Here is a 25,162-nt window from a genome sequence, read left to right as displayed (position 1 = left end):
CGAGTGCCCGGCCGGCGGTGTTGGACCGCGCGTGCACGCAGACGTGGTGGTCATCGGGGCGGGGCAGGCCGGGCTCTCGGCGGCGTACGCGCTGCGCCGGGCCGGCGCGGACTTCGTCGTCCTGGACGGCGACGCGGGCCCCGGCGGCGCCTGGCAGCACCGCTGGCCCTCGCTGCGGCTGGACAAGGCGCACCGCATCCACCCGCTGCCCGGCTCGGTGCTGCCCGACGCCGACCCCGCCAGCCCGGCCAGCGAGGTGGTCGCCGGCTACTTCGCCGACTACGAGCGGCGGTACGCGCTCCCGGTGCATCGCCCGGTCGCCGTCCGCGCGGTGCACGCCACCGGCGACGGCTTCGTGCTGGACACCAGCGAGGGGGAGTGGACGGCGCGCGGCGTCCTGAACGCCACCGGCACCTGGACCCGGCCGTTCTGGCCCGCCTACCCCGGCCGCGAGCTCTTCGCCGGCCGCCAGCTGCACGCCTCGCAGTACCGGGGTGCTGAGGAGTTCCACGGTCAGCACGTGGTCGTCGTCGGCGGCGGGACGTCGGCGGTGCAGCAGCTGATCGAGATCAGCGAGGTCACCAGCACCACCTGGGTCACCCGGCGGGAGCCGGTCTGGCGGGCCGAGGGGTTCGGCGAAGAGGCCGGACGGGCCGCGGTCGCGCTCGTCGACGAGCGGGTGCGCGCCGGGCTGCCACCGGGCAGCGTCGTGAGCGTCACCGGGCTGGTGGAGACCGAGGCGGTGCTCGCGGCGCGTGCCCGCGGGGTGCTCGACCGGTTGCCGGTGTTCGACCGGCTCACCGCCGACGGCGTCGCCTGGGACGGCGACCCCGGCCGGTTCGTGCGGGCCGACGTCGTGCTGTGGGCGACCGGGTTCCGCGCCGCGATGGACCACCTGGCCCCGCTGCACCTGCGCGGCCCGGGCGGCGGGATCGCGATGGACGGCACCCGGGTGGTCGCCGAGCCGCGGCTGCACCTGGTCGGCTACGGACCCTCGGCGAGCACGATCGGGGCCAACCGGGCCGGCCCGCATGCAGCACGGGAGCTGCTGCGGACGATCGCCACGCCGCAGCCGGCCTGGCAGAACGCCACGTGATCGGCCGCGCGGCTCGTCACTCGTAGGGACTACAAAGCGTCATCACGCCACTACGCCCGGGTAATCTGCTGACCGAGGGCACCTCGAGCTCCGGCAGCCACGCCGGCGACGTCTTCAGCGCACCACGATCCCGGCGGTACTCGTCGCCGGAGACAGGAGCGCCGACGTGACGTCGGTCCGCCCCACCTCCCTCGCCACGGCCCGTGGCCGCCGCGTCGGCCTCGCCTCGACCAGCCTGGTGGCGATCACCGCCCTCGGGGTCCTCGCCGGGCTCACCGGCACCGCGCAGGCCGCCACCACCGTCCCGCTCGCCGGCGCCGACGTCTACGGCGTCCTGGGCACCACCGTCACCAACACCGGGATCTCCACGGTCGCCGGCGACGTCGGCGGCAGCACCAGCACCGGCACCGGCCCGACCGGGGCGAACTCGATCGTGCACACCTCGGGCATCGACCGGAACGACGTCGGCGCCGGCCTGGCCGGCCTGACCGCGGCGATCACCAACGCCCGGGGGCAGACCCCGGCGACCGACGTCGGCCCGGCCAACCTGGCGCTCTCCGGCCCGCTCGGCCCCGGCATCTACACCTCCGGCTCGGACCTCGCGCTCACCGGCCCGCTGCTGCTGGACGGCGGCGGGAGCTACGACTCGGTGTTCGTCTTCCGGGCCACCGCCGGGCTCACCACCGCCTCGGCCAGCACGATCAGCCTCACCGGCGGTGCCCAGGCCTGCAACGTCTTCTGGGAGATCGGCAGCTCGGCGTCGCTCGGCGCGGGGTCGACGTTCCGGGGCACGATCCTGGCCACGACGAGCATCTCCGTCGACGCGGGCGCGACCATCGACGGCCGGCTGCTCGCCCAGGACGCGGTCACGCTGATCAGCGACACGGTCATCCGGTCCGGCTGCCAGACGGGGCTCGTCACGCCCGTCGTCGCGCCGCCCACCACCGCCGGCCCCACCGCCGGACCGACCGGCACGCCCGACGGCACGCCGACCGCCACCGCGCCGGCGACGGCCACACCCACCGGCACGACACCGAACGCACCTCGGTACGGCCAGGTCGGCCGCGTGCCGGTCGGCTCCGTCGACACCGGTGACGGCAGCACCGCCGCCGACCTGGTGGAGTCGCCCCGGTGCTGACCCCGCGGGGACGGGCCGGGCTCGGGGCGCTGCTCGTCGCCCTCACGCTGGGCCTGTCCGGCTGCGCCACGGAGTCGGCCGCGGCGCCCGCGCCGGCCCCGGCGACGACGTCCGCGACGGCCACCAGCGCCCCGGTCGCCGTCCTGCCCGCCGTGCTCGCGGCGTCCCGGCCGGTGCGCGTGCAGATCCCCTCGATCGGTGTCGACTCCGAGCTGATGGACCTGGGCCTGCAGGGCGACGGCACCCTCGAGGTCCCCCCGACCGGCTTCCCGGCGGGCTGGTTCACCGGCGCGCCGACCCCGGGCGAGCGCGGGCCGGCCGTCATCGCCGGTCACGTCGACTGGGCCGGGTCGCCCGGCGTCTTCTCCGCGCTGCGCGACGTGGCCGTCGGGGACGAGATCACCGTGCAGCGCGAGGACGGCAGCACCGCGCTGTTCCGGGTCGTCGAGGTCGGGCAGTACCCGAAGGACGCCTTCCCCACCGCTGCGGTCTACGCCGACCTCGAGCACGCCGGGCTGCGCGTGATCACCTGCGGCGGCGACTTCGACCCCGCCGCGCGCAGCTACCTGGACAACACCGTCGTCTTCGCCGACCTGGTGACCACCGGCTGACCGGGCGCGGACGGTTACCGCGTCCGCCCGGCAGGTAGGACACACAGCATGAGCAACCCCGAGCTCCCCGACACCGCGATGGCCACCGGCAACGACGAGGGCAGCCCCGGCGAGCGCAGCACCGGCCCGCTGGCCGAGGACGAGCGCACGCTGCTCGAGGAGCTGGATAAGCCGGCCGAGGGCACTGCCCAGCCGGCCGTGGAGGACTCGCCCGAGGTCGCCACCGCGGTCGACGACGACGCCCCGCTGCCCGGCAGCGGTGGTGGCAACGACGACGGGCTGGACGCCGAGTTCACCGACCGCTGACAGGCGGCGGGTCAGCGGTCCTGGCGGTTGAGCCGGACGGCGATCAGCGCGACGTCGTCCTCGGCCCGCTCGGGCAGCAGCCGGTCCAGCAGCTGGTCGGCCAGCTCGGTCATCGGCAGGCCGGCCAGCGTGGAGAGCTCGGCCGCCAGCCGGTCGATGCCGACGTCGAACACCTGGTCCCGGCGCTCGACCAGGCCGTCGGTGTAGAAGAGCAGCGTCGAGCCGCGGGGCAGCGTGACCACGTGGTCCCGGCGGGTGGCGTCGACGTGCACGCCGACCAGCATCTCCGCGGGGTCGGCGGTCAGCACCCGGGTCGAGCCGTCGGGGAGCAGCAGCACCGGCGGCGGGTGCCCGGCGTTCGACCAGCGCAGCCGGGTGACGCCCTGCTCGAACTCATCCGGCGTCTGCTCGAGCCGGGCGACGACCAGCGACGCCAGGGTCTTCAGCTGCAGGCCGTCCATCGCCCGGTCCAGCCGGGTCAGCACGCCGGCCGGGCTGTCGGCGCTGTCGTAGCTGATGCCGCGCAGCAGGCCGCGCAGCTGCCCCATGCACGCCGCGGCCTCGGTGTCGTGGCCGACGACGTCGCCGATCACCAGCGCGGTCGCGCCGTCGGGCTGCTGGAAGACGTCGTACCAGTCGCCGCCGACCTGGGCCTCGCGCGCCGCCGGCACGTACCGGACGGCGAACTCCAGGTGGTCGGGGTCCGGCGGCTCGGACAGCAGGCTGCGCTGCAGGGTCAGCGCCGCCTGGGCGACCCTGCGCGACCGGGCGTAGAGCGCCTCGAGCAGGTTGGTGCGCAGGTCGCCGACCTCGGAGAGCTGCGCCGGGGACCAGTCCTCGGACCGGTTGCGCACCGTCTCGCGCCACCGGTCGAAGGACTTGCGGGGGGAGAGCCGCACGGTGTCGCCCTCGCGCTCGGCGATGGCCTTGTTGTGCGGGTCGCCGCCCCAGTCGACCGAGTGCACCGTCTCCCGCCGGGTCCAGACCACGTACTGGCCATCGGGCAGCGGCAGCGCGAGGACGCCGCAGGCCAGGTCGGCCGGCACGTCCAGCTGCGGGGCGGCCAGCGGCAGCCGGTCGGTGTGGACGACGTCGGAGCCCTGGCCCGCGGCCCAGCCGGCGATCGCGTGCACGACCTCGGCGGGCAGCGGGACCCCGGCGGTGCCGGTGGCGCCCTGCAGGGCCACCACCACCGAGTCGGCGGGGACCACGTCGAGCAGACCCGGCCGGCCCAGCAGGGTCTCGGCCAGCGGGCGGTCCTCGTCCAGGGCGGCCGCGGTCAGCCAGGCCATCGTCGAGCGCACCTGCAGCGCCCGGCGGTGCTCCTCGTCCTCAGCCCGGTCGACCAGCCGCAGGGACAGCGTCGACCCGAGGAACTCCGCGGCCGCGCGGGTCGCGTACGGCGGCGCGTGCGAGCCGGAGTAGTGGTGGCAGGCGATGAGCCCCCACAGCTTGTCGTCGCGCAGCAGTGAGATCGACATGGACGCCCGCACGCCCATGTTCTGCAGGTACTCGCAGTGGATCGGCGAGACGCTGCGCAGCGTCGAGTAGGTGAGGTCCAGCGGCCGGCCGGTGGCGGGCAGGTCGACGGGCTCCAGCGGGGACGGCGTGTAGGTCACGTCCGAGATCAGCCGGATCCAGTTCTTCTCGTACAGCGCCCGGGCCTGCGCCGGGATGTCGGAGGCGGGGTAGTGCAGCCCGAGGAAGGAGTTGAGCTCGGGCAGCTTCGCCTCGGCCACCACCTCGCCGTTGTAGTCGGCGTCGTAGCGGTAGACCATCACCCGGTCGAAGCCGGTGAGGGTGCGGACGGCCTCGGCGGTGATGTCGTAGAGCTGCTGCAGGCTGGTGGCCCGGTTGAGCTCGCCGATCGTCCCGCGCACCGCCTGGTAGGTGTTGGGGAAGGAGAACGGCCGCGGGCCGTAGGCCGGCTCCAGCTCGACCACCAGCGTGCTCACCGAGCCCGCCGACACCTGACCGCTCACCGGCGGGCCGGGCTCGGCCAGCGGGCGGAAGGCCTCCTCGGCCGAGTGCACGGCCCGGTGCAGGATCGCGTCGACCGGGCAGGGCGTGCCGTCGCAGTCCAGCGTCAGCTCGACCGGGTTCCGCTCCCGCAGGTCGCCGAAGGCCCGTGCCGAGCGGGCGATGGCCTGGGCCGGCACCATGCCGACGACCTCGGCCAGCGGGCGGCCCAGCGCGTCGTCCCAGGCCACGCCGACCACGTCGGCGAGGTTCCGCGACACCTGGCGCACCACCATGTCGGGCTCGCTGAGCGCGAGCAGCACGCCGCGGGGCTGGATGCTCCCCGGGACGTGGATCGGCTCGCGCTCGCAGTTGGTGAGGTCGACGACCTCACCCGGGGCGAGCCACGGGCCGCTCTGCAGCTGGTCCGTCATGCGGGGACCCCGTTCTGCTCAGGGGAGTTCCGCCGCTGTTCGACGGGGAGGGGCGCGCCGCACCAGCGGGCGAGCGCACCGAAGGTCTGCTGCGCCGAGGCGACCAGGCGTCCGGCGTCCCCGCCTCCGGCGACCCGGGCGCGGGTCGCCGTGCGGAACGCGTGCCACATCGCCCCGGTCTGCTCACCGTAGGGGGAGAACGCGGTCACCCGCTCGGCGGCGGCCAGCTGGGGGAGGGTCGCCAGGTGCCGGTCGATGAAGACCCCGCCCAGCGACGAGCCCTCCAGCACGTACAGCCGGCCCAGCGCGGCATCGGTGTCCGGCACGGCGGGCAGCTCGGGGCGCGGGGTCGCACCGGCCGGGGCCCCCAGTGCCGCCAGGTCGGCGGCGAACAGCGGGCTGCGGCGGCGGCGCGGCCAGCCGGCCCGCTCGGCGTCGGCGGGCTCGGCCAGCGCCCACGCGTCCAGGCCGGCCTCCGCGGCGAGCCAGAAGCCGTGCATCCGGGTGAGCACGTCGACGAGCCGGGCGCGGGTGAGGTCGGGGGAGAGCAGGTCGAGTGCGTCCTCGACCGCCTGGTGCTCGGTGGCGGTCCCGGTGCGCAGCCGGCGCAGGACGTCCGCGTCGTCGGCCACCCGGTTCCCGTCGTCCACGGCACCGGCCCGGAGCGGGGAGGGAGCCTTACTTGCAGAAGTCATCTGTCGGCCGAGTTTAGGTCACCCCGCGGGCCACGGCTCGGACGCTCCGGGGCCGCAGGTGTGAGCCGCGCCGCACGCACCCCGAGGTGCAGGAACAGCCGGTCCGCGCCGTCGGCGAGGTCCAGCCCGGTGAGCTCCTCGATCCGGCCCAGCCGGTAGTACAGCGTCTGCCGGTGGATGCAGAGCACGCCCGCCGCGCGCTGCGGGCTGCCGGCGCAGTCCAGCCAGACCTCCGCGGTCGCGGTGAGCACCGGGTCGGCCAGCAGCGCGGCCAGCGACGGGTCGGGGCCGGGCAGCGCGGCCACCTGGCGCCACGCGCCCAGCTCCGGCCAGGACGCCGCCGGGGCGAACCGCGGGTCGACGGCGGCGACCCGGGCCGCCGTCCGCGCCTCGTGCCACTGGGCGGGCAGGTCGCCGCAGCCGATCCGGGCGGCGGCCACCCCGGCCGTGCTGCCCGCGGGCAGGCCGCCCAGCGCCGCGCCGCTCAGCGCGCCCGCCGGACGGGGGTCGCCGTCGCCGGGCAGCGGCAGCAGCACCGCGACCTCGGCGCCGTCGCCGAGCACCGCCGGTACCGCGCCGGCGCCCGGCGGTGCCCAGCCGGCCGGGAGGCCGGGAGCGGCGGGGAGGAGGGCCACCAGGGTGACCGGGGTGCCGGCGCCCAGCGCCTCGGTGAGCGCCCGCACCGAGCGCTGCGGCGCCGGGCCGGTGAGCACGGCGTGCAGCGCGGACGACAGGTCGTCGGTGCCCGGGCGGCCCTCGGCCAGCAGCCGGCCGGCCTCCGCGGCGAGCGCGACGGCCTCGCCCAGCCCGGGGGCGGTGGGGTCGGTGACGTCGGTGCGGCCCTCGTCGAGCAGCCACAGGTAGCCGTGCAGCCGGTCGCCGGAGCGCACCGGCAGGCACAGCCGGGTGAGGATGCCGGCGACCGGGTCGGCGGGCACCCGCACCGGGGCGGTCGCGCGGGCGATGCCGTGGCTCTCGAACCAGGCCCGCACCTCGGGCGTGGAGCTGCGGCCCAGGATGGAGCGGGCGCGGACGGTGTCCATCGTCGCGCCGGGCGTGGCCGGGCCGGTGCCGTCGTGCGCGCAGAAGGCCAGCAGGGTGAAGTCCCGGTCCTCCAGCGTCGCCGGGGCGCCGAGCACCGCGGACACCTCGTCCACCAGGTCCTGCAGGTCGTCGCGCACCGGGCTCCTCCCGCCGTTCGTACGATCGTACGAGGTGGCTGCGGCGAGTCCGGACATCTGTCGGTGGTGGGGAGGCGGCCGTCGTCCCTACCGTTGCCCCGTGCCCGTCCTGCAGCAGGCCCTGCTCGCCGCCTCCCGCCGTCCCGGCCTGCGCCGGGTGGTCACCGGCACGCCGGTCACCCGCCGGGTGGTCGACCGGTTCGTCGCGGGGGAGACGCTGCCCGAGGCGCTGGACGCGGTGCGCGCCCTGGCCGCCGAGGGCATCGCCGTCACCCTGGACCACCTCGGCGAGGACGTCACCGACCGCAGCGAGGCGCAGCGCACCCGGGACGCCTACCTCGCCCTGCTCGACGGGCTGGCGCCGCTGCAGCTGGGCCGCCGGGCCGAGGTGTCGGTGAAGCTCTCCGCGTTCGGCCAGGCGCTGCCGGTGGGCGGTGAGGACGTGGCGCTCCAGCTGGTCCGCCCGGTCGTCGAGGCCGCGACGGCGATGGGCACCACGGTGACCCTGGACATGGAGGACAGCCGCACCGTCGACTCCACGCTGGGCGTGCTCGCCGAGCTGCGCCGGGACCACCCGGGCACCGGCGCCGTCCTGCAGGCGATGCTGCACCGCACCGAGGACGACGCCCGGGCCCTCGCCGTCCCCGGGTCGCGGGTGCGGCTGGTCAAGGGCGCCTACCGGGAGCCAGCCTCTGTCGCGCACCAGGACAAGGCCGAGGTCGACGCCGCCTACGCCCGCTGCCTGGAGGTGCTGGTCCGCGGCGGCGGCTACCCGATGGCCGGCACCCACGACCCGGCGATGATCGAGCGGCTGCTGGCGCTGGTCGCCGAGACCGGCCGCACCCCGGACAGCTACGAGTTCCAGCTGCTCTACGGCATCCGCCCCGAGGAGCAGGTCCGGCTGGCCGGCGCCGGGCACACCGTGCGCGCCTACGTGCCCTACGGCGCCGACTGGTACGGCTACTTCATGCGCCGGCTGGCCGAGCGCCCGGCCAACCTCCAGTTCTTCCTCCGCTCGCTCGCCACCAAGAACTGAACGGGAGCACCACATGGACGCCGTCACCCAGGTCCCCGCGCCGCGCAACGAGACCGTCAAGGACTACGCGCCCGGCTCGCCCGAGCGCGCCGAGCTGCAGCAGCGGCTCACCGAGCTGGCCGCCGCCCCGCTCGAGCTGACCGCCACCATCGGCGGGCAGCAGCGGATGGCCGGCGGCGCCTCGTTCGACGTCGTCGCCCCGCACCGGCACGCCCAGGTGCTCGGCACCTCGGCGCACTCGACCGCCGCCGACGCCGAGGCCGCCGTGCGGGCCGCCAAGGCCGCGGCGCCGGGTTGGTCGGAGCTCTCCTTCGACGACCGGGCCGCCGTCTTCCTCAAGGCCGCCGACCTGCTCGCCGGGCCGTGGCGGCAGACGCTCAACGCCGCGACCATGCTCGGCCAGAGCAAGACCGCGTACCAGGCGGAGATCGACGCCGCCTGCGAGCTCATCGACTTCTGGCGCTACAACGTGCACTTCGCCCGCGAGGTGCTCGCCGAGCAGCCGGTCTCCGGCCCCGGCGTGTGGAACCGGGTCGACCACCGCCCGCTGGAGGGCGTCGTCTACGCGGTCACCCCGTTCAACTTCACCGCGATCGCCGGCAACCTGCCCACCGCACCCGCGCTGATGGGCAACACCGTGGTGTGGAAGCCCTCGCCCACCCAGCAGGTGGCCGCGCACCTGACCATGCGGCTGCTCGAGGCCGCCGGGCTGCCGGCCGGCGTGATCAACATGCTGCCCGGCGACGGCGTCGCGGTCTCGGACGTCGTGCTCGCCGACCCGGACCTCGCCGGCATCCACTTCACCGGCTCCACCCGGGTGTTCCAGCACCTGTGGCGCACGGTGGGCGAGAACATCGCCGGCTACCGCACCTACCCGCGGGTGGTCGGCGAGACCGGCGGCAAGGACTTCATCGTCGCCCACCCCTCGGCCGACCCCGACGTGCTGCGCACCGCGATGATCCGCGGCGCCTTCGAGTACCAGGGGCAGAAGTGCTCGGCGGCGTCCCGCGCCTACGTGCCGAGCAGCCTGTGGGGCAAGGTCCGCGACGACCTGGTCGGGATCGTCGAGGGGATCCCGATGGGCGACGTCACCGACTTCTCGAACTTCATGGGCGCGGTGATCGACGGGCGCAGCTTCGCCAAGCTGTCGAAGGTGCTGGACGCCGCGAAGGGCGACGACGCGCTCACCGTCATCGCCGGCGGGACGGCGGACGACAGCGAGGGCTTCTTCGTGCGGCCCACGGTCATCGAGGGCACCGACCCCGGGCACGAGGTGTTCAGCACCGAGTACTTCGGCCCGGTGCTCGCGGTGCACGTCTACGACGACGCCGACTACGACACGGTGCTCAAGCAGATGGAGTCGGTGGCCCCGTACGCGCTCACCGGGTCGGTCATCGCCCAGGACCGGGTGGCGATCGCACACGCGCAGCGGTTCCTGCGGCACGCGGCCGGCAACTTCTACGTCAACGACAAGCCCACCGGCGCCGTCGTCGGCCAGCAGCCCTTCGGCGGCGGCCGGGCCTCGGGCACGAACGACAAGGCGGGCGCCGCGCAGAACCTGCTCCGCTGGACCAGCGCGCGGTCGATCAAGGAGACGTTCGTCCCGGCGACCGACCACCGCTACCCGCACATGCGGTGACGGACCCCGGCGGCGGGCCGGTCAGCTCTGCAGCTGGCGCTCCTCGCGCAGGTCGCCGAGCACCTTGGCGACGGTCTCCTCGAGCGGGGCGTCGCCGGCGATGACGTCGCCGGGCTCGTCCTCGCCGAGCCGCTCCAGGGTGGCCAGCTGGCTGTCCAGCAGGGACGGCGGCATGAAGTGGCCCTTCCGCTGGGCCAGCCGCTCGGCCAGCACCTCGCGCGGGACGTCGACGTGGGCGAACCAGACCGACGGGTGGCCGTCGCGCAGCAGGTCGCGGTAGCTGCGCTTGAGCGCCGAGCAGGTGATGACCAGGTCGGTGCCGGCCGCCTCGTGCTCGCCGATCACCGCGGCGATCTCCCGCAGCCACGGCCAGCGGTCGTCGTCGTCCAGCGGGGTGCCGGCGGCCATCTTGGCGACGTTGGCCGCCGGGTGCAGGTCGTCGCCCTCGATGTACTCCCAGCCCAGTTGCCGGGTGAGCTCGCGGGCAGCGCTCGTCTTGCCGGATCCGGAGACCCCCATGACGACGATCGTGGTGGTCGCCGGGATGCTGGGCGGAGTGTCCATGCGCTGACCGTAGGGGTCGCGGCGCGGTGAGCGGGGGAGAGGTCGTGACGACGGCGGGCCGGCGCAGCTCCCTGTGGCAGCTGCCGGCGGTCCGCTCGCTGTTCGCGCTCAACGTGCTGGGCTTCCTCAGCTACTCGGTGCTGATCTCCGCGCTGCCGGCCCAGGCCACCCGGCTGGGCGCCGGGCTGACCGCCGCCGGTGCGGTCACCACGGTGTTCCTGGTCGCCACGGTGCTGGCCCAGCTCGCGGTGCCGCTGCTGGTGCGCCGGTGGGGGCTGGCGCCGGTGCTGGCGGCGGGGCTGGTGGCGCTCGGCGCCCCGTCCCCGCTGTACGCGCTGGCCGACGACGTCCGGTGGCTGGCCGTCATCTCGGCCGTCCGCGGCCTCGGGTTCGCCGCGCTGTGCGTGCTGGGCGGCGCGATCGCGGCCTCGGTGGTGCCACCCGAGCGCCGCGGTGAGTCGCTGGGCATCTACGGGCTGGCGGTCGCCGTCCCGACCCTGGTCACCGTGCCGGCCGGGACGGCGCTGACGCTGGCCGGGCACTTCTGGGTGGTGGCGCTGCTGGCCACCGCCCCCGTCGCCGCGCTGGTGTTCGTGCCGCGCGCGACCCGGTCGGTGCTCCGGCCGGGTGCCGACGCCCCGGCCCCGGACGGGCGGGGTGCGGTGCGCGCCGCGCTGCCGCCGTCGCTGGTGCTGCTGGTGGTGACGCTCGCCGGGGGAGGGCTGCTCACCTTCCTCCCGATCGAGCGACCCGACGGGGCGCTCGCGCCGGTGGCCCTGCTGCTGTTCGGGCTCACCAGCGCGCTGTCGCGCTGGCGGGCCGGGGTCCTCGTCGACCGGGTGGGCGCCCGCCTGCTGCTGCCGGCGGCCCTGGCCACCGGCGTCGCCGGGGTGCTGCTGGTCGCGCTCGGCCTCACCGGCCGGGGCGGCCCGGCCGCGGCCGCGGTGCTGACCGGTGCGCTGGCCTTCGGCGCCGCCTACGGGGCGGTGCAGAACCTGAGCATGGTGCTGGCCCTCCGCCGCGCCGGCACCGGGCCGGCGGCGACGGTCAGCGCCGTGTGGAACGCCAGCTTCGACAGCGGGACGGCGATCGGCGCGGCCGGCGTCGGGGCGCTGGCCGCGACCGGGCTGGGGCTGCCGTGGACCTACGTCGTGGTGGCGGCCCTGCTCGCGCTCGCGCTGCCCACGGCCGTCGTCGTCGGCGCCGGGCGCGAACGGGTCAGCGGGTCGGGGCCTCGCCCAGCCGCTGCCGGGCCGCCTCGGCGAGCCGGGTGACCAGCAGCACCTCCTCGGCGGCCTGGCGCAGCCAGCCGCGCAGCCCCTCGACGTCGCGTCGGTTGCGGTCGCGGAGCTGACCCAGCAGCACCTGCCGGGTGCTGGCCTGGGCGCGCATGGCCGTGGGCAGGGTGCGGCCGGTGCGCCGGGCGAGGGCGGTGAACCCGGCGCCGACGAACACCAGCTCGCGGGTGTCGGACAACCCGGCCAGCAGCGCGTCGGCCTCCTCGGTGCGGCCGGCCTCGACCAGCTGCAGGTACTCGCGGGCGCGGCGGGCGCCGGTGTCGGCGGGGGACTCGGACGGTGCGGTCACCCCTCCACTCTCCCTCAGCGCCCGGCCCAGCGCGGCGGCCGCTTCTCCAGGTACGCCGCGATGCCCTCCCTGCGGTCCTCGCTCAGGTAGGGGTTGGGCCCGACGTCGAGCCGCAGCGCGGTGGCCAGCGGCAGGTCCAGCGCCTTGAGCGCGGTCTCCTTCATCCGGCGCACCGACAGCGGGGCGTTGGCCGCGATCCGGTCGGCCAGCGCGAGCGCCTCGGCCAGCACGTCGTCGGCCGGGACGACGCGGTTGACCAGCCCCCACCGGGCGGCGTCCTCGCTGGTCACGTACTCGCCGGTGAAGAGCATCTCCAGCGCGATGCCGGTCGGGATCCGCTTGGGCAGCACCACCGAGCCGTAGTTGGCGCCCATCCCGATCGTCGCCTCGGGCAGGCCCAGCTTGATGCCGGGCGCGGCGATCCGGATGTCGCAGGCCAGCGCCAGCTCGAAGCCGCCGGCGACGGCGTGCCCGGTGAGCGCGGCGACGACCGGCACGTAGGTCTCGCCGAGCACCTCGAACAGGCTGCGGCCCGGCCGGTCCATCGGCGGCCGGAAGGCCTCCCCGGCCTGGTCGCGCTCCCGGATCTCCTTGAGGTCGAACCCGGCGCAGAACGCCGGGCCGTTGCCGGTGAGGACGACGGCCCGCACGTCGCCGTCGGCCGCGCAGTCCAGCAGCTCCTCGACCAGGTCGGCCTGCAGCGCGCTGGACAGCGCGTTGCGGCGCTCGGGACGGTCGAGGGTCAGCACGCGCACGTGCCCCCGGGTCTCGGTGGTCAGGCCCGACTCGCGTCGTCGCGGTGCGCTCATGGCCCGATCCTGCCGTCCGGTCAGGACGACGGCAGCTCCCCGGTCCGGACGAACTGCTCGGCGATCTCCCGCACCTTCGTGTTGCGCTCCATGGAGAGCGTGGCGAGCGCGGAGAACGCCTGGTCGGCGGAGAGCTTGTGCCGCTCCATCAGGATGCCCTTGGCCTGGTCGATCACGGCGCGGGAGTCCAGCGCGGCGCGCAGGTGCTCGGCGCGCTCGACCGCCGTCTCGTACAGGTACATGTTCGACACCGGGACGACGGCGTAGGCGGCGAACCGGGCCGCCACCTCCCGGGTCCGCTGGTCCAGCGGCCGCGAGGTGCGGGCGTAGACGTTGAGCCCGCCGGTGATCAGCTCCTGGGGCGGCAGGGGGAAGGACAGCACACCGCGGCAACCGCGCCGGGCGGCGAGCTGCGGGAAGGGACCCCACCGCTCCTCGGCGCCGGTGTCGAGGAGCTCCACGACCCGCCCGCTGAGCGCTGCCTCCAGGCACGGGCCGGAGGCCTGGGCGTACTGCACCAGGTCGAGCTCCAGGGCCAGCGGATCGCTCGAGGCCACGGTGCTCGACCGGCCGTCGGCCACGATCGTCACCGAGGTGGCCGGCTCGCCAGGGAGCACGCGCGCCGCCAGGTCGGTGACCTTCTGCAGCACCGACTCGAGCGAGTGCTCGGCGAAGGACATCCGGCCCAGCTCGTCGAAGGCGAGCTGGACGACGTCGCCGTCAGGATCGGGGGCGGTGGGGCGGGTCACGTCGTACTCCGGCGTCGATGGCAACCGGACAGCGCTTGTGCCGGCGGGGAGGAGCCCTCGCACGATGAGAGGACCCGACCGTTGTGGGGACCGCTGGTGGACCCCCGGTGCCGCACGCCGGCTGTGTGACGCGCAGTTCAGCAGCAGCATAGCCAGTCGCGCGCGGTCGTTCCGGCGCGACCGCCGCCCGGGGTCCGGACGAACCCGCTCGGGAGTCCCGGCGGGTACCGTCCGCAGCACTGCCGCGTGCGCGCGGCGGCACCGTGCGTCACACAGCGGCGTGCATGCGAGCGGGGCCCCACCGCGGGGCTCGTGCCGAGGTCGCCACCCCGGTGAGTCGACCGGAGTGCCGCCATGTCCAGCAGTGACCCCTTCCCTTCCCGTGAGGCCGTCGAGGCGCTCGAACGGCTCGGCCGGCTCTCCCTGGCCGACCAGTCGGTGGAGTCGGTGCTGCAGACCGTCGTCGACCTGGCCAAGCAGGTGCTGCCGGGTGGGCCGGAGGCGTCCATCTCGATGGTGGTGAACGGCCGCCCGTCGACGCCGTCGTCCACCGCGCAGCTGGCCCTGGAGCTGGACGAGAGCCAGTACACCCGGGGGTACGGCCCGTGCCTGACGGCCGCCTCCAGCGGTGCGGAGGTGGAGATCGCCGACACCTCGACGGAGACCCGCTGGGCCGACTACTGCCGGGTGGCTGCGGAACGCGGGAACGGCAGCTCGCTGTCGGTGCCGCTGTCCGTCGAGGGCAGGGTGGTGGGCGCTCTCAACCTCTACGCGACCGAGGCGCACGCCTTCGACGACGCCGCCCGGGCGACGGCGCGCCGGTTCGCGCCGTACGCGGCGGTCGCGGCGTCCAACGTCTACGCCTACCAGCACGCTCGCGACCTGGCCGACAACCTGCGGGTGGCGCTGGAGTCCCGAGCCCTGATCGACCAGGCCAAGGGCATCCTGATGGAGCGCCACCGACTGGACGCCGACGAGGCGTTCCGTGCGCTGGCCTCGGTCTCGATGCGGACGAACACCAAGGTCCGGGACGTCGCCGAGGAGCTGATCGCGACCGGTGCCATCGACCTCGGCGCCGCCGGCCTGGCCTGACCCTCGGCCGCGCCGGTTGGACGCCGGCCGGCGCGGGCAGTGGGCGGGCACGGCCCGTCTGCGTGCCGGCACGCAGACGGGCCCAGGCTCGGTGGTCGAGCGACCGGCCACCGAGCCGCCTCCCCGGTGCGGTCAGCCGTACTGGCAGGCCTCGCACAGGCCGGTGTCGTCGGGCACGTCCTCGACCGCGACCACCTGCACCCACTCGCCGCAGAGCGCCTGCACCTCGGTGGAGGCCGCCGCGGCCGCGCGGCCGGCGTCGCCCTCGACCGCGTGCAGCGGCCCGACGAGCTTCTCCTGCGCGCCGCCGTCGTCGTCGTCCACACCCGGTCGCCGCATCCGCAGCCCGATCACGTTCGCCACCCGGTCAGCCTGCGCTGGACCGCCGGGCGGGGTCCAGCCGGGGGGTCACCGGCGCTGCGGGGACGCCAGCAGCTCGCCGGTCGCGACCAGGTGCTCGGCGACGTCGCGGAGCTTGCGGTTGGCCGCCATCGACGCCCGGGCGAGGAGGTGGAACGCCTGGTCGGGGGTGATCCGGTGCCGCTCGACCAGGATGCCCTTGGCCTGGTCGATGGTGGCCCGCGACTGCAGCGCGACCTGGAGGTTGTCGGCCATCTCGCGCGCGTGCTGGTACGCGTGCATGTTGGCCGCTGCAGCCCCGGCGAAGCGGGCGAACCGGGCGGCCGTGCGGCGGACGGCGTCGTCGTCGAAGGCGCCCGGCTGCCGGGCGTAGATGTTGAGCCCGGCCGCGAGCACCTCGGAGCTGCCCAGCGGCACCGACAGCGAGCTCAGCGACCCGAGCTCGACGGCCCGCCGCATGTAGTCCGCCCAGCGGCTCTCGGTGCGGGCGTCGGCGACCTCCACCAGCTCGCCGCTCGCCGCCGCCTGCAGGCAGGGGCCGTGGCCTCGGCCGTACTGGCTCTCGTCGAGGTCGAGGGCGAGCTGGCCGGTGTGGACGAAGGTGGCGGGCTTGTCGGCGACGAGCACGCTGACCGATGCCTCGACGTCGCCCGGCAGCACCTGCTTGGTCAGGTCGGCGACGGCCTGCAGCACCGACTCCAGCGACTCCGCGGACAGCGACATCGAGCCGAGCCGCTCGAAGGCCTCGGTGGCCGGCATGGTCTGGGTGCGTTCGTCGGTGGTCATCGGCCCCTCCGGGTCGCTCACCGGAGGCCAGGGCGCCTCCGGACACGGAGCCCCGGCACTGCGAGGGGCTCCACGCTGGGGCGCGCCGGCTGTGTGACGCACGCTGCAGGGACGGTCGCCCGTTCCTGCTGCTGACGGTACCCGTTGCAGCAGGCCACGGAACGACGAAGCGGCCCCTCCCGGAGGGGAGAAGCCGCAGGTCCGTGCTGGTGCGCCATCAGGGACTCGAACCCCGAACCCGCTGATTAAGAGTCAGCTGCTCTGCCAATTGAGCTAATGGCGCGTGTCGCTCGGCGCGGCCGGGCAACAGTGGAGAACTGTACACGCCAGTCCGACGCCGCTGCCCGGGGGCCCTCCGGCCCGGTCGGTGCAGTTCACAACCGACTGCCAGCACGAGCGTGGACACTGGCAGACGGTGCGGTGTCCGCCGGGAGGGTCCCGGCACGGGCGCGCACAGGTACAGGGGGCAGGTCTTCGTGGGGACACAGCAGGCGAGACGGCTCGCCGCGGTGCTCGTCGCCGCATCGCTGGTGCTGCTGGCGGGCTGCACCGGGTCGTCGTCCGACGACGACGCCGCGGGCGGCACCGGGGCACCGCAGCAGTCGTCGACGCCGGCGCAGCTGGCGCTGAGCATGCCCGACGGCGCGGTCGACGTCTCGCCGTCCACACCGCTGGAGGTCACCGTCACCGGTGGCGAGCTCGGTGACGTGACGGTGGCCGACACCGCCGGCACCGAGGTGCCCGGCAGCGTCGCCCCGGCGGCCGCCGACCCGTCGACGCTGGTGTGGACGCCGGAGACCCAGCTGGCCTACGGCACCAGCTACCAGGTCACCGCCACCGCGACCAACGCCGACGACGACGAGACGACGACCACCTCGAGCTTCACCACGGTCACCCCGACGGCGCTGTCCACCCCGAGCATCGGCCCGCTCGACGGCACGACCGTCGGCGTCGGCATGCCGCTGCGGGTGTTCTTCGACGACGCGGTCGCCGACAAGGCCGCCGTGGAGAGCCACCTGCTGGTGACCACCTCCACCCCCACCGACGGCGTGTGGAACTGGGTGAACGACTCCGAGGTGCACTTCCGCCCCTCCACGTACTGGCCGGCCGGCATCGAGGTCACCCTGGACGCCGACCTCTACGGCGTCTCCTTCGGTGACGGCGTCTGGGGCGAGAAGGACCGCACCGTGTCCTTCACCGTGGGCAGGAAGCACGTGTCGGTCGCCGACGCCGCCGCGCACACGCTGACCGTCTACGACGGCGACCAGCTCGTGCAGACCTTCCCGATGAGCGCCGGCAGCGCGGCGAACCCGACGCACAACGGGGCGCACGTCGTGCTGGAGAAGTTCGCCGACATCACGATGGACTCCTCGACCTTCGGCCTGGCGGTCGACGCCCCGGGCGGCTACCGCACCGACGTGCAGTACGCGACGCGCATCTCCAACAACGGCGAGTTCGTGCACGCCGCCCCGTGGTCGGTGGGCTCGCAGGGGTCGGCCAACGTCTCGCACGGCTGCATCAACCTCTCCACCGAGCGGGCGCAGTGGTTCTACGACTTCTCCCAGCCCGGGGACGTCGTGGAGGTCGTGAACTCGCAGGGCGGCACGCTGTCGGCCGCGGACGGCGACATCTACGACTGGGCCATCTCCTGGGACCAGTGGAAGGCCGGCAGCGCGCTCAACTGACCAGCAGGACCTCACGGGAGGCCGCGACCCGCACCGGGGGTCGCGGCCTCTCCGCGTCTACAGCCGCATCCCGCGGTCGGCCCGGCGCCCGACGCCCGGCAGGAGAGCGGCGACGGCGGACTCCACCACGGTGTAGAGGCCGAGCGCGGCGGCGACCACCACCCCGGGTGGGACGACGAGCGGGGCGAGCAGCACCGACAGCAGGAGCAGCCGCGGCGCGTCGACCCACCAGCCGGACCGGCGCAGCGGGTTGGCCAGCGCGCCCCAGCGGACGCCGCACCACATCAGCCAGCGCCGGACCGGGGGCACGCCCAGCTCGCGGAGCACCCGCCGGAACAGGCCGTCGGCGTCGCGGGAGGAGACCACCCGGGTCTGCAGCCCGGTGGTGACCAGCCAGTCGTGCAGCACCGCGGCCGGCGTGTAGCGGCCGAAGCGGGGGATCAGCCAGACGACCAGCCGGGGCACCGAGGCGAAGTCGGTGCGGAAACCGGCCGGCACGACGAAGGTGTCCCGGCGGCCCCGGTAGACCAGCGGCTCGACCACCTCCCACAGCTGGTCGGACGCCCGGCGGACGGTGAGGGCGAGGGAGTCGAACGGCACGCCCGGCCTGTGCCCGGGCCGCCGGTGCCGCACACGGCGGCTGTCTGGCGGGCCGGTGCAGCAGCCGGTCACCCGCTGAGACGGGGGCCCGTCGTGGCCGGGGCGCGTACGGTCGGACCCAGCCAGCCGAGGGTTGACGAACCAGCCCTGGCGGTCAGGCTCCATCGGTCGAGCCCTGGCCGGTGGGGTCGCCGCCCCCCGCAGGTCGGGTCCCCGCTCTGCGGGGTCGTGCGCTGAGCGTCCTCGTGGAGCGGCCGAGCTGACCGCTGACCAGGCGTTCCAGTACCGGCCCCGGCCTCCCAGGCCGCGAACGTGGAGCTGCGCGACGTCGCCGACCACCTGGTCGCGACCGGCGAGGTCCTCCAGCCGCGTCGCTGACCGGGGCGCTCTGCCCCGGGACAGCAGGAGGGCCTGGTCAGTTCCCTGACCAGGCCCTCCGTCGGGGTGAGTGACGGGACTTGAACCCGCGACATCCAGGATCACAACCTGGCGCTCTACCAGCTGAGCTACACCCACCATGCACACCGGGCGGCTGGCGAGAGCCGGCCCGGTGGACGCGCCAACGATACCGGAGCCGTTCAGCCGGCTGCGGGGGCCTCGCTGTCGAGGTCGTCCGAAGGGGCGAGACCGGCCGCCAGCACGGGCGCGAAGGCGGCCACCACGTCCGCGGACGCGGCCTGGGCCTGGGTGCTGTCCGGTCCGGGCTCCGGCACGAACAGCGTCTGCCGGTAGTAGGCCAGCTCCCGGATCGACTCCAGGATGTCGGCGAGCGCGCGGTGCGCCAGGCCCTTGGGCGGCTGGGCGAAGTAGACCCGCGGGAACCAGCGGCGGGCCAGCTCCTTGATCGAGGAGACGTCGATCATCCGGTAGTGCAGGTGGTCGTCGAGCTCGGGCATGTCCCGGGCCAGGAAGCCGCGGTCGGTGCCGATCGAGTTGCCGCACAGCGGGGCGGTGCGGCGCTCCGGCACGAACCGCTTCACGTAGGCCAGCACCTGGGCGGAGGCCTCCTCGAGGGTGACCGTGGACGCCCGCACCTCCTCGGTGAGCCCGGAGCGGGCGTGCATCTCGGTGACCACCTCGGCCATCCCGGCCAGGTCGGAGTCCTCGGCGTGGATGATCACGTCGAGCCCGGGGTGCAGCACGTTGAGCTGGGAGTCGGTGACCACGACCGCGACCTCGATGAGCTTGTCGCTGACCAGGTCCAGCCCGGTCATCTCGCAGTCGATCCAGACCAGGTTGTTGGTCGCACTGTCCGCCACGAGCGCGACCCTACGCACCGCGTCCCCGGATCACCGGCCACACCCGCCCCAATCCGCCCGGCCCGGGGCCGGTGCGCGGCTCCGCGCGCCTACGCTCCGGGTTCCTGCACCCACCCCGCGGAGCCGCACTCGTGTCCACCAGCACGCCCCTCGCCCCTCCCACCGGGGCGCCGTCGTCGTTGCGGGCGGGTCTCCGCCACCCCGTCGCCCTCACCCGCTGGTTCAGCCGGGCGTACCTGACCCCCGGCGAGCCCGGGCGGCCGACCACCCAGCAGGAGCTGCGCTGGATCTACTCGGCGTGGCTGCTCGCCTTCGCGCTGAAGATGGTCGGCTCCTCCTGGGACGTCTCCTGGCACTTCCGCTGGCTGCGCGACGACCTGGCCCCGCCGCACCTGCTGAACTCGGCGGGGACCGCGCTGGTGGTGGCCCTGGTCCTGTTCTCCAGCTACACCGGCCGCGGCGTCGACCGCCGGGCGCTGCGGCTGATGCAGGCCGGCATCGGCACCTTCCTCGTCGCCATCCCGGTCGACCTGGTCAACCACCGGGTCAACGGCCTGGACATCACCAGCTGGAGCCCCAGCCACGCGCTGCTCTACCTGGGGACGGCGATCATGCTGGCCGGGGCGCTGCGCGGCTGGTGGCTGTACGCGGCGCCCGGCCGGGTGCGCGCGCTGGTCTCGCTGGGCCTGTGGCTGTTCTTCGTGGAGAACGTCCTGTTCCCCAACCAGCACCAGGAGTACGGCGTGCTCAGCCTGGCCGACCACCGCGCCGGGCGGACGACGGCCGAGCCGCAGCTGCTGGACTTCGCCGCCTCCCAGGGCCAGTCGCCCGAGCAGTTCATGCTCCCGGTGCCGTCCTGGGTGCACCCCGCCTGGCTGGTCTGCGCCGGGCTGCTCGCCCTGGTGGTGGCGCGCCGCACCGTCGGCCTGCGCTGGACGGCGACCGCGGTCGCCGGCACCTACCTCGCCTACCGCGCGGTGAGCTGGGTGCTGCTCACCTCGACCGGCTTCCCGCCCTCGGTGCTCCCGGTGATGCTGCTGGCCGGCGCCGTGCTGGTCGACCTCGCCGTCACCGCCCGCGTCCCCGGGTGGCTGGCCGCGCTGCCGGTCACCGCGGGGGTGGCCCTGGCCGCGCTCGCCCAGGCGTCCGTCGGCGTGATCCCGCCGTGGGACTGGGCCGCCGTCCCGTTCATCGCCGTCGGCTTCGCCGTCCTCTGGGGCGGTGCCGACCGGCTCACCGCGTCGCGCGCCTTCGCCCGCTGGCAGGCCCCGGTGGAGCCGGCTCCGGGCCGCCCCGACGACACGCCGGTGCCGGCCGCGGGCAGCGGCGCGTCCGCCCGGTGAGCCCGGAGCGGGTCGGTCGATGACGTAACGTCGGGTCGGTCCGCCGCCCGAGCCGCTGCGGTGCCGCCGCGGTCGGCGACCCCCACCCGGGCACCGCCGGCCCCGCTGAGCCGCCGCCCCGCCCCTGGAGACCCGTTGCTGATCCTCACGCCGACGCCGTTGCAGACGGCTGCCGAGCGTGCGTTCTTCGCGGAGCTCGCCAGCTGGGACACCGGCAGCGGGGTGCGTGGTGCGGTGGTCGCCTCGCTGCCCCTCGTCGAGGGCCCGATGCAGCGCCGCCAGGCCGACGCCGTCCTGTTCGTGCCCGAGGGCGTCGCCGTCGTCCGGGTGGTCGAGGTCGAGCGGCAGAGCGGTGTGGTCACGGCCAGCCCGGAGGGTGCCTGGACGATCGGCCCCGGCGACGGGCCCGGCGACGTCCTGCAGCTGGACGGCGGTGGCTCCACGCCGCTGGAGGGGCTGATGCGGGCCGGCATGCACGCGGCGGTGACGCTGCGGAAGGCCGGGCTGGAGCCGGGGCGGATCGCCCGGCTGACCGTGCTCACCGGGGCCGCGACCGGGCTGCTGCCCGCCGACGGCGACCTGGGCGAGGGCGACCAGGTGGCCCTGGTCGACTCGCGGTCGCTGCTGCTGGGCATCGGCCGGGCCAGCCGCTACGCCGGCACCGACAACCCCCGGCTCTGGACGACGGCCGACGTGCGCGCCGCGGTGGAGGCGCTCGGCGTCGCCGGCCGCACCCCCTCGGTCGAGGAGCTGAACGGCGAGGGCTTCCCGTACTCGCCCTACGTGCTGCGCCGGCCCGACCTGCTCACCCCCGCGGCGATGAACGCCTCGCCGACCCGCACCACCGCCGCGCCCCCGACCGGGCTGAGCACCTCGCCGCACCGGGTGTCGCCCGGCGGCCCGCTGGTCGACCCGGCCGCGGCCGCCCGGGTCGCCGCCGCCGCCGTGCAGGCGCAGGAGGAGGCCGAGCGGGTGGCCCCGGCCGCCGCTGCCGCGCCGCCGCCCCCGGTCGCCCCGGCACCCGTGCCCGCGCCGGCCCCCGTCACCCACCAGCAGCCCCTCCCGGTCGAGCTGCGGTCGGGCTCGTCCGGCGACACCCTCGCGCTCACCGGTGAACCGGCCGACGCCGGCCGCACCACCCCCCGCCCCGCGCCCGAGGACACCGGCGGGATCGGCGGGCTGTTCGGCGGGGGGCCGGGGGAGGCCGCGCCACCGCCGCCCCGCGAGCTGCCGCCCGAGCTGCGTCCCCGCCGGCTGGTCACCGCGCCGCCGTCCTCCGGCAGCAGCGCCGACGGCGACCCGCGGTCGCCGCGGCGCCGGGGGCTGCTGATCGCCCTGGCCGCCCTCGTGGTGGTGCTGCTCGGGGCCGGGGTGGGCGTCTGGGCGCTCACCCGCGGCTCCGGCGAGGACGGCGACCAGGCTGCGCCGTCGACCAGCGCGCCGGCGTCGACCACCCCGGCCGACACGCTGGCCGTGGGCGACACCGCGGTGGTCAACGGCACGACCTTCACCCTGCAGGCGATCGAGTCCGACGACACCTGCCAGGGCAACGCCTACAACGCCGTCGCCGAGTTCTTCGCCAGCTCCGACTGCACCGCCCTGGAGCGCTCGCTGTGGTCGGCCGAGGCCGCCGGCCTGCCCGCGGTCGTGTCGTTCTCCCGGGTGACCATGCCCGACGTCGGCAACGCCCAGGCGCTGCGGGCGCTGGCCGACACCGACGGCAGCGGCAACGTCAGCGACCTGCTGCGCGAGGGCGTCCGCTACGACGGCGGCCCGACCGAGCTGTCCGGTGCCGAGTACGCCAGCGCCCAGACCGGCCCCACGGTCACCATCGTGGAGACCGCCTGGGCCGGCGACGAGGGCGCCGACTCGGCGCTGGACGGTCTGGCCAGCGCCGCCCTGTCACTCGGCGAGGTCGACGGCTCCTGACGGGGCGGTGGCGGCGGCGACCGCCATGGCGGCCAGCAGCCCGGCCGTCGCCGGGCGGGCCAGCCGACCGGCGCTGTGCGGCGTGGAGTTGATCAGGCCGAAGACGGCGTGCGCGCGGGCCCGGCAGGTGGCGGTCGACGCGTCCGGGTGCAGCCGGGCGAGCACGGCGACCCACTCCTCCACGTAGCGCCGCTGCAGCTGGCGCACCCGGCGGGCGTCCCGCTCGCTCAGCGCGCCGAGGTCGCGGTCCTGCACGGTGATCAGCGCCGGGTTGTCCAGGGCGAAGTCGACGTGGAAGTCGACCAGCGCCCGCAGTTGGCCGGCGGGGGAGTCGCCGGCCGCGGCGATCCGCTCGGTGCCGCCGGCCAGCAGGCGCTCGCTGATCCGCAGCAGCATCTCGGCGAGCATCGCGTCCTTGCTCGCGAAGTGCCGGTAGATCGCCGGGCCGGTGACGCCCACGGCCGCACCGACGTCGTCGACGCCGACCGCGCGCGAGCCCCGCTCGGCGAACAGCTGCGCCGCGGCGCGCAGGATCTGCTCCCGCCGCGACGGGTTGGCCGCGTCGCTGTGCAGCGCGCTGTCCGGCTGGGACGTCACGCGGGTGAGGTTAGCGGCCGTTCACACTGGACCGACAGTGTGAACGGTGGTTAACCTCTGCCCGTGGACGCACCGGTGCTCCCCAGCGCCCCGCCGACCGACCCGGCGGGGGCCGCGCGCAACGCCGCGCGGCACGGCGAACTGGTCGCCGAGCTGGCGGCCGAGCTGGCCCGGGTCGCCGAGGGCGGGGGCGAGCGGGCCCGGCAGCGGCACCTGGACCGGGGCAAGCTGCTGCCCCGCGAGCGGGTCGACGCGCTGCTCGACCCGGGCAGCCCCTTCCTCGAGCTCTCGCCGCTGGCCGCGCACGGCCTCTACGACGGCGAGGCACCGGCCGCCGGGATCATCACCGGGGTCGGCCGGGTCTCCGGCCGGGAGGTCGTCGTCGTCGCCAACGACGCCACCGTCAAGGGCGGCACCTACTACCCGATGACGGTGAAGAAGCACCTGCGGGCCCAGGAGGTCGCGCTCCAGAACCGGCTGCCCTGCGTCTACCTGGTCGACTCCGGCGGGGCGTTCCTGCCGCTGCAGGACGAGGTCTTCCCCGACCGCGACCACTTCGGCCGGATCTTCTACAACCAGGCCAACCTCTCCAAGGCCGGGGTCGCCCAGGTCGCCGCCGTGCTCGGGTCGTGCACCGCGGGCGGCGCCTACGTGCCGGCGATGAGCGACGAGGCGGTCATCGTCCGCGGCCAGGGCACGATCTTCCTCGGCGGCCCGCCGCTGGTGAAGGCCGCGACCGGCGAGGAGGTCAGCGCCGAGGACCTGGGCGGCGGCGACCTGCACTCCCGGGTCAGCGGGGTCACCGACCACCTCGCCGAGGACGACGCGCACGCGCTGCAGATCGTCCGGCAGATCGTCGGCACCCTCGGCCCGCGCGAGCCCCGCCCGTGGGACGTCGAGCCGGTGGAGGAGCCCCGGTACCCGGCGGAGAGCCTCTACGACGTCGTCCCGGTCGACACCCGCACGCCCTACGACGTCCGCGAGGTCATCGCCCGGCTGGTCGACGGCAGCCGGTTCGCCGAGTTCAAGCCGCTGTACGGGCCGACGCTGGTCACCGGCTTCGCCCGGCTGCACGGCCACCCGGTCGGGATCATCGCCAACAACGGCGTGCTGTTCAGCGAGTCCGCGCTCAAGGGCGCCCACTTCATCGAGCTCTGCGACCGCCGCAGGATCCCGCTGCTGTTCCTGCAGAACATCTCCGGGTTCATGGTCGGCCGCGACTACGAGGCCGGCGGCATCGCCAAGCACGGCGCCAAGATGGTCACCGCCGTCGCCTGCGCCCGGGTGCCGAAGCTGACCGTCGTCATCGGTGGCTCGTTCGGCGCCGGCAACTACTCGATGTGCGGCCGGGCGTACTCGCCGCGGTTCCTGTTCACCTGGCCGAACGCCCGCATCTCGGTGATGGGCGGTGAGCAGGCGGCCAGCGTGCTGGCGCAGGTGCGCCGCGACGGGCTCGAGGCCCGCGGCCAGGAGTGGCCGGCCGAGGACGAGGAGGCGTTCAAGGCGCCCATCCGTGCGCAGTACGAGGAGCAGGGCCACCCGTTCCACGCCACCGCGCGGCTGTGGGACGACGGGGTCATCGACCCCGCGCAGACCCGCACCGTGCTCGGGCTCGCGCTCTCCGCGTGCGCCAACGCCCCCCTGGAGGAGGTCGGCTATGGCGTCTTCCGGATGTGAGCGCGAGCCCGCGTCGGGTGTCGCGGCGGG

Annotated in this window: 24 protein-coding genes and 2 tRNA genes; 12 read left to right on the top strand and 14 right to left on the bottom strand. The window is 75.3% G+C overall.

Annotated features, from left to right (window positions below; all coding sequences use genetic code 11):
* Nucleotides 1–31 precede the first annotated feature (31 nt).
* The 4 genes from FHX36_RS09090 to FHX36_RS09075 all read left to right on the top strand — a co-directional run bounded on the left by FHX36_RS09090 (nucleotide 32) and on the right by FHX36_RS09075 (nucleotide 3,151).
* On the top strand, nucleotides 32–1,096 hold the full coding sequence (locus FHX36_RS09090; RefSeq protein ID WP_183513689.1) for an NAD(P)-binding domain-containing protein: 1,065 nt from the start codon (nucleotides 32–34) through the stop codon (nucleotides 1,094–1,096).
* Nucleotides 1,097–1,262: 166 nt separating this feature from the next.
* A complete protein-coding gene (locus FHX36_RS09085) occupies nucleotides 1,263–2,234 on the top strand; it encodes an ice-binding family protein (RefSeq protein ID WP_181428888.1) in 972 nt (323 codons plus the stop codon).
* Entirely contained in the window at nucleotides 2,228–2,845 is a 618-nt protein-coding gene (locus tag FHX36_RS09080; RefSeq protein ID WP_110553594.1) for a class F sortase, read from the top strand. The genes FHX36_RS09085 and FHX36_RS09080 overlap by 7 nt, the downstream gene beginning before the upstream one ends.
* 48 nt (nucleotides 2,846–2,893) lie before the next feature.
* Nucleotides 2,894–3,151: a hypothetical protein gene (locus tag FHX36_RS09075; protein ID WP_110553592.1), complete on the top strand. Its 258-nt coding sequence runs from the start codon at nucleotides 2,894–2,896 to the stop codon at nucleotides 3,149–3,151.
* 11 nt (nucleotides 3,152–3,162) lie between these two features.
* Here the strand turns inward: FHX36_RS09075 and FHX36_RS09070 are convergent, their stop codons facing one another.
* Genes FHX36_RS09070 through FHX36_RS09060 form a run of 3 tightly spaced genes read right to left on the bottom strand, consistent with a single transcriptional unit; the run spans nucleotide 3,163 to nucleotide 7,420 of the window.
* Complete coding sequence (locus FHX36_RS09070; protein WP_110553590.1) at nucleotides 3,163–5,544, bottom strand: SpoIIE family protein phosphatase; 2,382 nt, start codon at nucleotides 5,542–5,544, stop codon at nucleotides 3,163–3,165.
* Complete coding sequence (locus FHX36_RS09065) at nucleotides 5,541–6,194, bottom strand: biliverdin-producing heme oxygenase (protein WP_181428887.1); 654 nt, start codon at nucleotides 6,192–6,194, stop codon at nucleotides 5,541–5,543. Before FHX36_RS09065 ends, FHX36_RS09070 begins: the two co-directional genes overlap by 4 nt.
* A 41-nt stretch (nucleotides 6,195–6,235) precedes the next feature.
* Complete coding sequence (locus tag FHX36_RS09060) at nucleotides 6,236–7,420, bottom strand: helix-turn-helix domain-containing protein (RefSeq protein ID WP_183513688.1); 1,185 nt, start codon at nucleotides 7,418–7,420, stop codon at nucleotides 6,236–6,238.
* Between the two features lie 100 nt (nucleotides 7,421–7,520).
* On the opposite strand from FHX36_RS09060, the gene FHX36_RS09055 reads away from it, so the two are divergent.
* Together FHX36_RS09055 and pruA are read left to right on the top strand one after the other, a co-directional pair.
* Nucleotides 7,521–8,456 (top strand): proline dehydrogenase family protein, encoded by a 936-nt coding sequence (locus tag FHX36_RS09055; protein ID WP_110552231.1) that lies wholly within the window; start codon nucleotides 7,521–7,523, stop codon nucleotides 8,454–8,456.
* Nucleotides 8,457–8,469: 13 nt separating this feature from the next.
* Nucleotides 8,470–10,095 carry an L-glutamate gamma-semialdehyde dehydrogenase gene (pruA, locus tag FHX36_RS09050; RefSeq protein WP_110552230.1) on the top strand — a complete coding sequence of 542 codons (1,626 nt, stop codon included), beginning with the start codon at nucleotides 8,470–8,472 and terminating at the stop codon, nucleotides 10,093–10,095.
* Between the two features lie 21 nt (nucleotides 10,096–10,116).
* Here pruA and FHX36_RS09045 read toward each other — a convergent pair whose 3' ends face one another.
* Nucleotides 10,117–10,659 (bottom strand): gluconokinase, encoded by a 543-nt coding sequence (locus FHX36_RS09045; protein ID WP_110552229.1) that lies wholly within the window; start codon nucleotides 10,657–10,659, stop codon nucleotides 10,117–10,119.
* 44 nt (nucleotides 10,660–10,703) lie between these two features.
* On the opposite strand from FHX36_RS09045, the gene FHX36_RS09040 reads away from it, so the two are divergent.
* Nucleotides 10,704–11,933 carry an MFS transporter gene (locus FHX36_RS09040; RefSeq protein ID WP_110552228.1) on the top strand — a complete coding sequence of 410 codons (1,230 nt, stop codon included), beginning with the start codon at nucleotides 10,704–10,706 and terminating at the stop codon, nucleotides 11,931–11,933.
* Here FHX36_RS09040 and FHX36_RS09035 read toward each other — a convergent pair.
* From FHX36_RS09035 to FHX36_RS09025, 3 genes are read right to left on the bottom strand one after another with little or no spacing between them, the layout of a single operon-like run.
* Complete coding sequence (locus FHX36_RS09035; RefSeq protein WP_110552227.1) at nucleotides 11,878–12,246, bottom strand: hypothetical protein; 369 nt, start codon at nucleotides 12,244–12,246, stop codon at nucleotides 11,878–11,880. The two genes, FHX36_RS09040 and FHX36_RS09035, sit on opposite strands and share 56 nt — an antisense overlap.
* Before the next feature lie 14 nt (nucleotides 12,247–12,260).
* Nucleotides 12,261–13,055 (bottom strand): enoyl-CoA hydratase/isomerase family protein, encoded by a 795-nt coding sequence (locus FHX36_RS09030; protein WP_110552226.1) that lies wholly within the window; start codon nucleotides 13,053–13,055, stop codon nucleotides 12,261–12,263.
* A gap of 20 nt (nucleotides 13,056–13,075) precedes the next feature.
* The gene (locus FHX36_RS09025; protein ID WP_181428761.1) at nucleotides 13,076–13,804 is read right to left on the bottom strand and encodes a GAF and ANTAR domain-containing protein; all 729 of its coding nucleotides are present in this window, start codon (nucleotides 13,802–13,804) and stop codon (nucleotides 13,076–13,078) included.
* 354 nt (nucleotides 13,805–14,158) lie between these two features.
* Here FHX36_RS09025 and FHX36_RS09020 point away from each other — a divergent pair, with 354 nt between their 5' ends.
* Nucleotides 14,159–14,896 carry a GAF and ANTAR domain-containing protein gene (locus FHX36_RS09020; RefSeq protein WP_110552224.1) on the top strand — a complete coding sequence of 246 codons (738 nt, stop codon included), beginning with the start codon at nucleotides 14,159–14,161 and terminating at the stop codon, nucleotides 14,894–14,896.
* 132 nt (nucleotides 14,897–15,028) lie between these two features.
* Here FHX36_RS09020 and FHX36_RS09015 read toward each other — a convergent pair whose 3' ends face one another.
* From FHX36_RS09015 to FHX36_RS09005, 3 genes are all read right to left on the bottom strand, one after another.
* On the bottom strand, nucleotides 15,029–15,259 hold the full coding sequence (locus FHX36_RS09015) for a hypothetical protein (protein WP_110552223.1): 231 nt from the start codon (nucleotides 15,257–15,259) through the stop codon (nucleotides 15,029–15,031).
* Between the two features lie 45 nt (nucleotides 15,260–15,304).
* Nucleotides 15,305–16,042, bottom strand: a complete 738-nt coding sequence (locus FHX36_RS09010; RefSeq protein WP_110552233.1) for a GAF and ANTAR domain-containing protein — start codon at nucleotides 16,040–16,042, stop codon at nucleotides 15,305–15,307.
* A 207-nt stretch (nucleotides 16,043–16,249) separates the two neighbouring features.
* Nucleotides 16,250–16,325, bottom strand: a tRNA-Lys gene (locus FHX36_RS09005).
* A gap of 226 nt (nucleotides 16,326–16,551) precedes the next feature.
* Between FHX36_RS09005 and FHX36_RS09000 the strand changes: the two genes are divergently transcribed.
* The gene (locus FHX36_RS09000; protein WP_110552222.1) at nucleotides 16,552–17,727 is read left to right on the top strand and encodes a L,D-transpeptidase; all 1,176 of its coding nucleotides are present in this window, start codon (nucleotides 16,552–16,554) and stop codon (nucleotides 17,725–17,727) included.
* Nucleotides 17,728–17,784: 57 nt separating this feature from the next.
* On the opposite strand, the gene FHX36_RS08995 is transcribed toward FHX36_RS09000, so the two are convergent.
* The 3 genes from FHX36_RS08995 to orn form a co-directional block, all read right to left on the bottom strand.
* Nucleotides 17,785–18,327 (bottom strand): DUF1353 domain-containing protein, encoded by a 543-nt coding sequence (locus tag FHX36_RS08995; RefSeq protein WP_181428760.1) that lies wholly within the window; start codon nucleotides 18,325–18,327, stop codon nucleotides 17,785–17,787.
* Nucleotides 18,328–18,770: 443 nt separating this feature from the next.
* Nucleotides 18,771–18,843: transfer RNA gene (locus FHX36_RS08990), tRNA-His, on the bottom strand.
* A gap of 62 nt (nucleotides 18,844–18,905) precedes the next feature.
* Nucleotides 18,906–19,586 carry an oligoribonuclease gene (gene orn, locus FHX36_RS08985; protein WP_110552220.1) on the bottom strand — a complete coding sequence of 227 codons (681 nt, stop codon included), beginning with the start codon at nucleotides 19,584–19,586 and terminating at the stop codon, nucleotides 18,906–18,908.
* 131 nt (nucleotides 19,587–19,717) lie between these two features.
* On the opposite strand from orn, the gene FHX36_RS08980 reads away from it, so the two are divergent.
* Together FHX36_RS08980 and FHX36_RS08975 are read left to right on the top strand one after the other, a co-directional pair.
* Nucleotides 19,718–20,929 (top strand): hypothetical protein, encoded by a 1,212-nt coding sequence (locus FHX36_RS08980; RefSeq protein ID WP_183513687.1) that lies wholly within the window; start codon nucleotides 19,718–19,720, stop codon nucleotides 20,927–20,929.
* A gap of 135 nt (nucleotides 20,930–21,064) precedes the next feature.
* On the top strand, nucleotides 21,065–22,858 hold the full coding sequence (locus FHX36_RS08975; protein WP_183513686.1) for a hypothetical protein: 1,794 nt from the start codon (nucleotides 21,065–21,067) through the stop codon (nucleotides 22,856–22,858).
* Here the strand turns inward: FHX36_RS08975 and FHX36_RS08970 are convergent.
* Complete coding sequence (locus FHX36_RS08970; protein WP_220036067.1) at nucleotides 22,832–23,455, bottom strand: SACE_7040 family transcriptional regulator; 624 nt, start codon at nucleotides 23,453–23,455, stop codon at nucleotides 22,832–22,834. The genes FHX36_RS08975 and FHX36_RS08970 overlap by 27 nt on opposite strands.
* Before the next feature lie 63 nt (nucleotides 23,456–23,518).
* Here FHX36_RS08970 and FHX36_RS08965 point away from each other — a divergent pair, with 63 nt between their 5' ends.
* Nucleotides 23,519–25,132 (top strand): carboxyl transferase domain-containing protein, encoded by a 1,614-nt coding sequence (locus FHX36_RS08965; protein ID WP_110553906.1) that lies wholly within the window; start codon nucleotides 23,519–23,521, stop codon nucleotides 25,130–25,132.
* Nucleotides 25,133–25,162: the final 30 nt, after the last annotated feature.

The sequence above is a fragment of the Modestobacter versicolor genome, from assembly GCF_014195485.1.
GTDB lineage: Bacteria > Actinomycetota > Actinomycetes > Mycobacteriales > Geodermatophilaceae > Modestobacter > Modestobacter versicolor.
The sequence above is the reverse complement of the archived record's forward strand: the minus strand, read 5'-3'. Positions and strand labels throughout refer to the sequence as shown.

What these genes read in the sequence shown, in the direction of transcription:
- FHX36_RS09070 (WP_110553590.1), bottom strand. Translation starts at nt 5,544, where the DNA reads ATGACGGACCAGCTGCAGAGCGGCCCGTGGCTCGCCCCGGGTGAGGTC.
- FHX36_RS09030 (WP_110552226.1), bottom strand. Translation starts at nt 13,055, where the DNA reads ATGAGCGCACCGCGACGACGCGAGTCGGGCCTGACCACCGAGACCCGG.
- pruA (WP_110552230.1), top strand. Translation starts at nt 8,470, where the DNA reads ATGGACGCCGTCACCCAGGTCCCCGCGCCGCGCAACGAGACCGTCAAG.
- FHX36_RS09075 (WP_110553592.1), top strand. Translation starts at nt 2,894, where the DNA reads ATGAGCAACCCCGAGCTCCCCGACACCGCGATGGCCACCGGCAACGAC.
- FHX36_RS09010 (WP_110552233.1), bottom strand. Translation starts at nt 16,042, where the DNA reads ATGACCACCGACGAACGCACCCAGACCATGCCGGCCACCGAGGCCTTC.
- FHX36_RS09045 (WP_110552229.1), bottom strand. Translation starts at nt 10,659, where the DNA reads ATGGACACTCCGCCCAGCATCCCGGCGACCACCACGATCGTCGTCATG.
- FHX36_RS09020 (WP_110552224.1), top strand. Translation starts at nt 14,159, where the DNA reads ATGTCCAGCAGTGACCCCTTCCCTTCCCGTGAGGCCGTCGAGGCGCTC.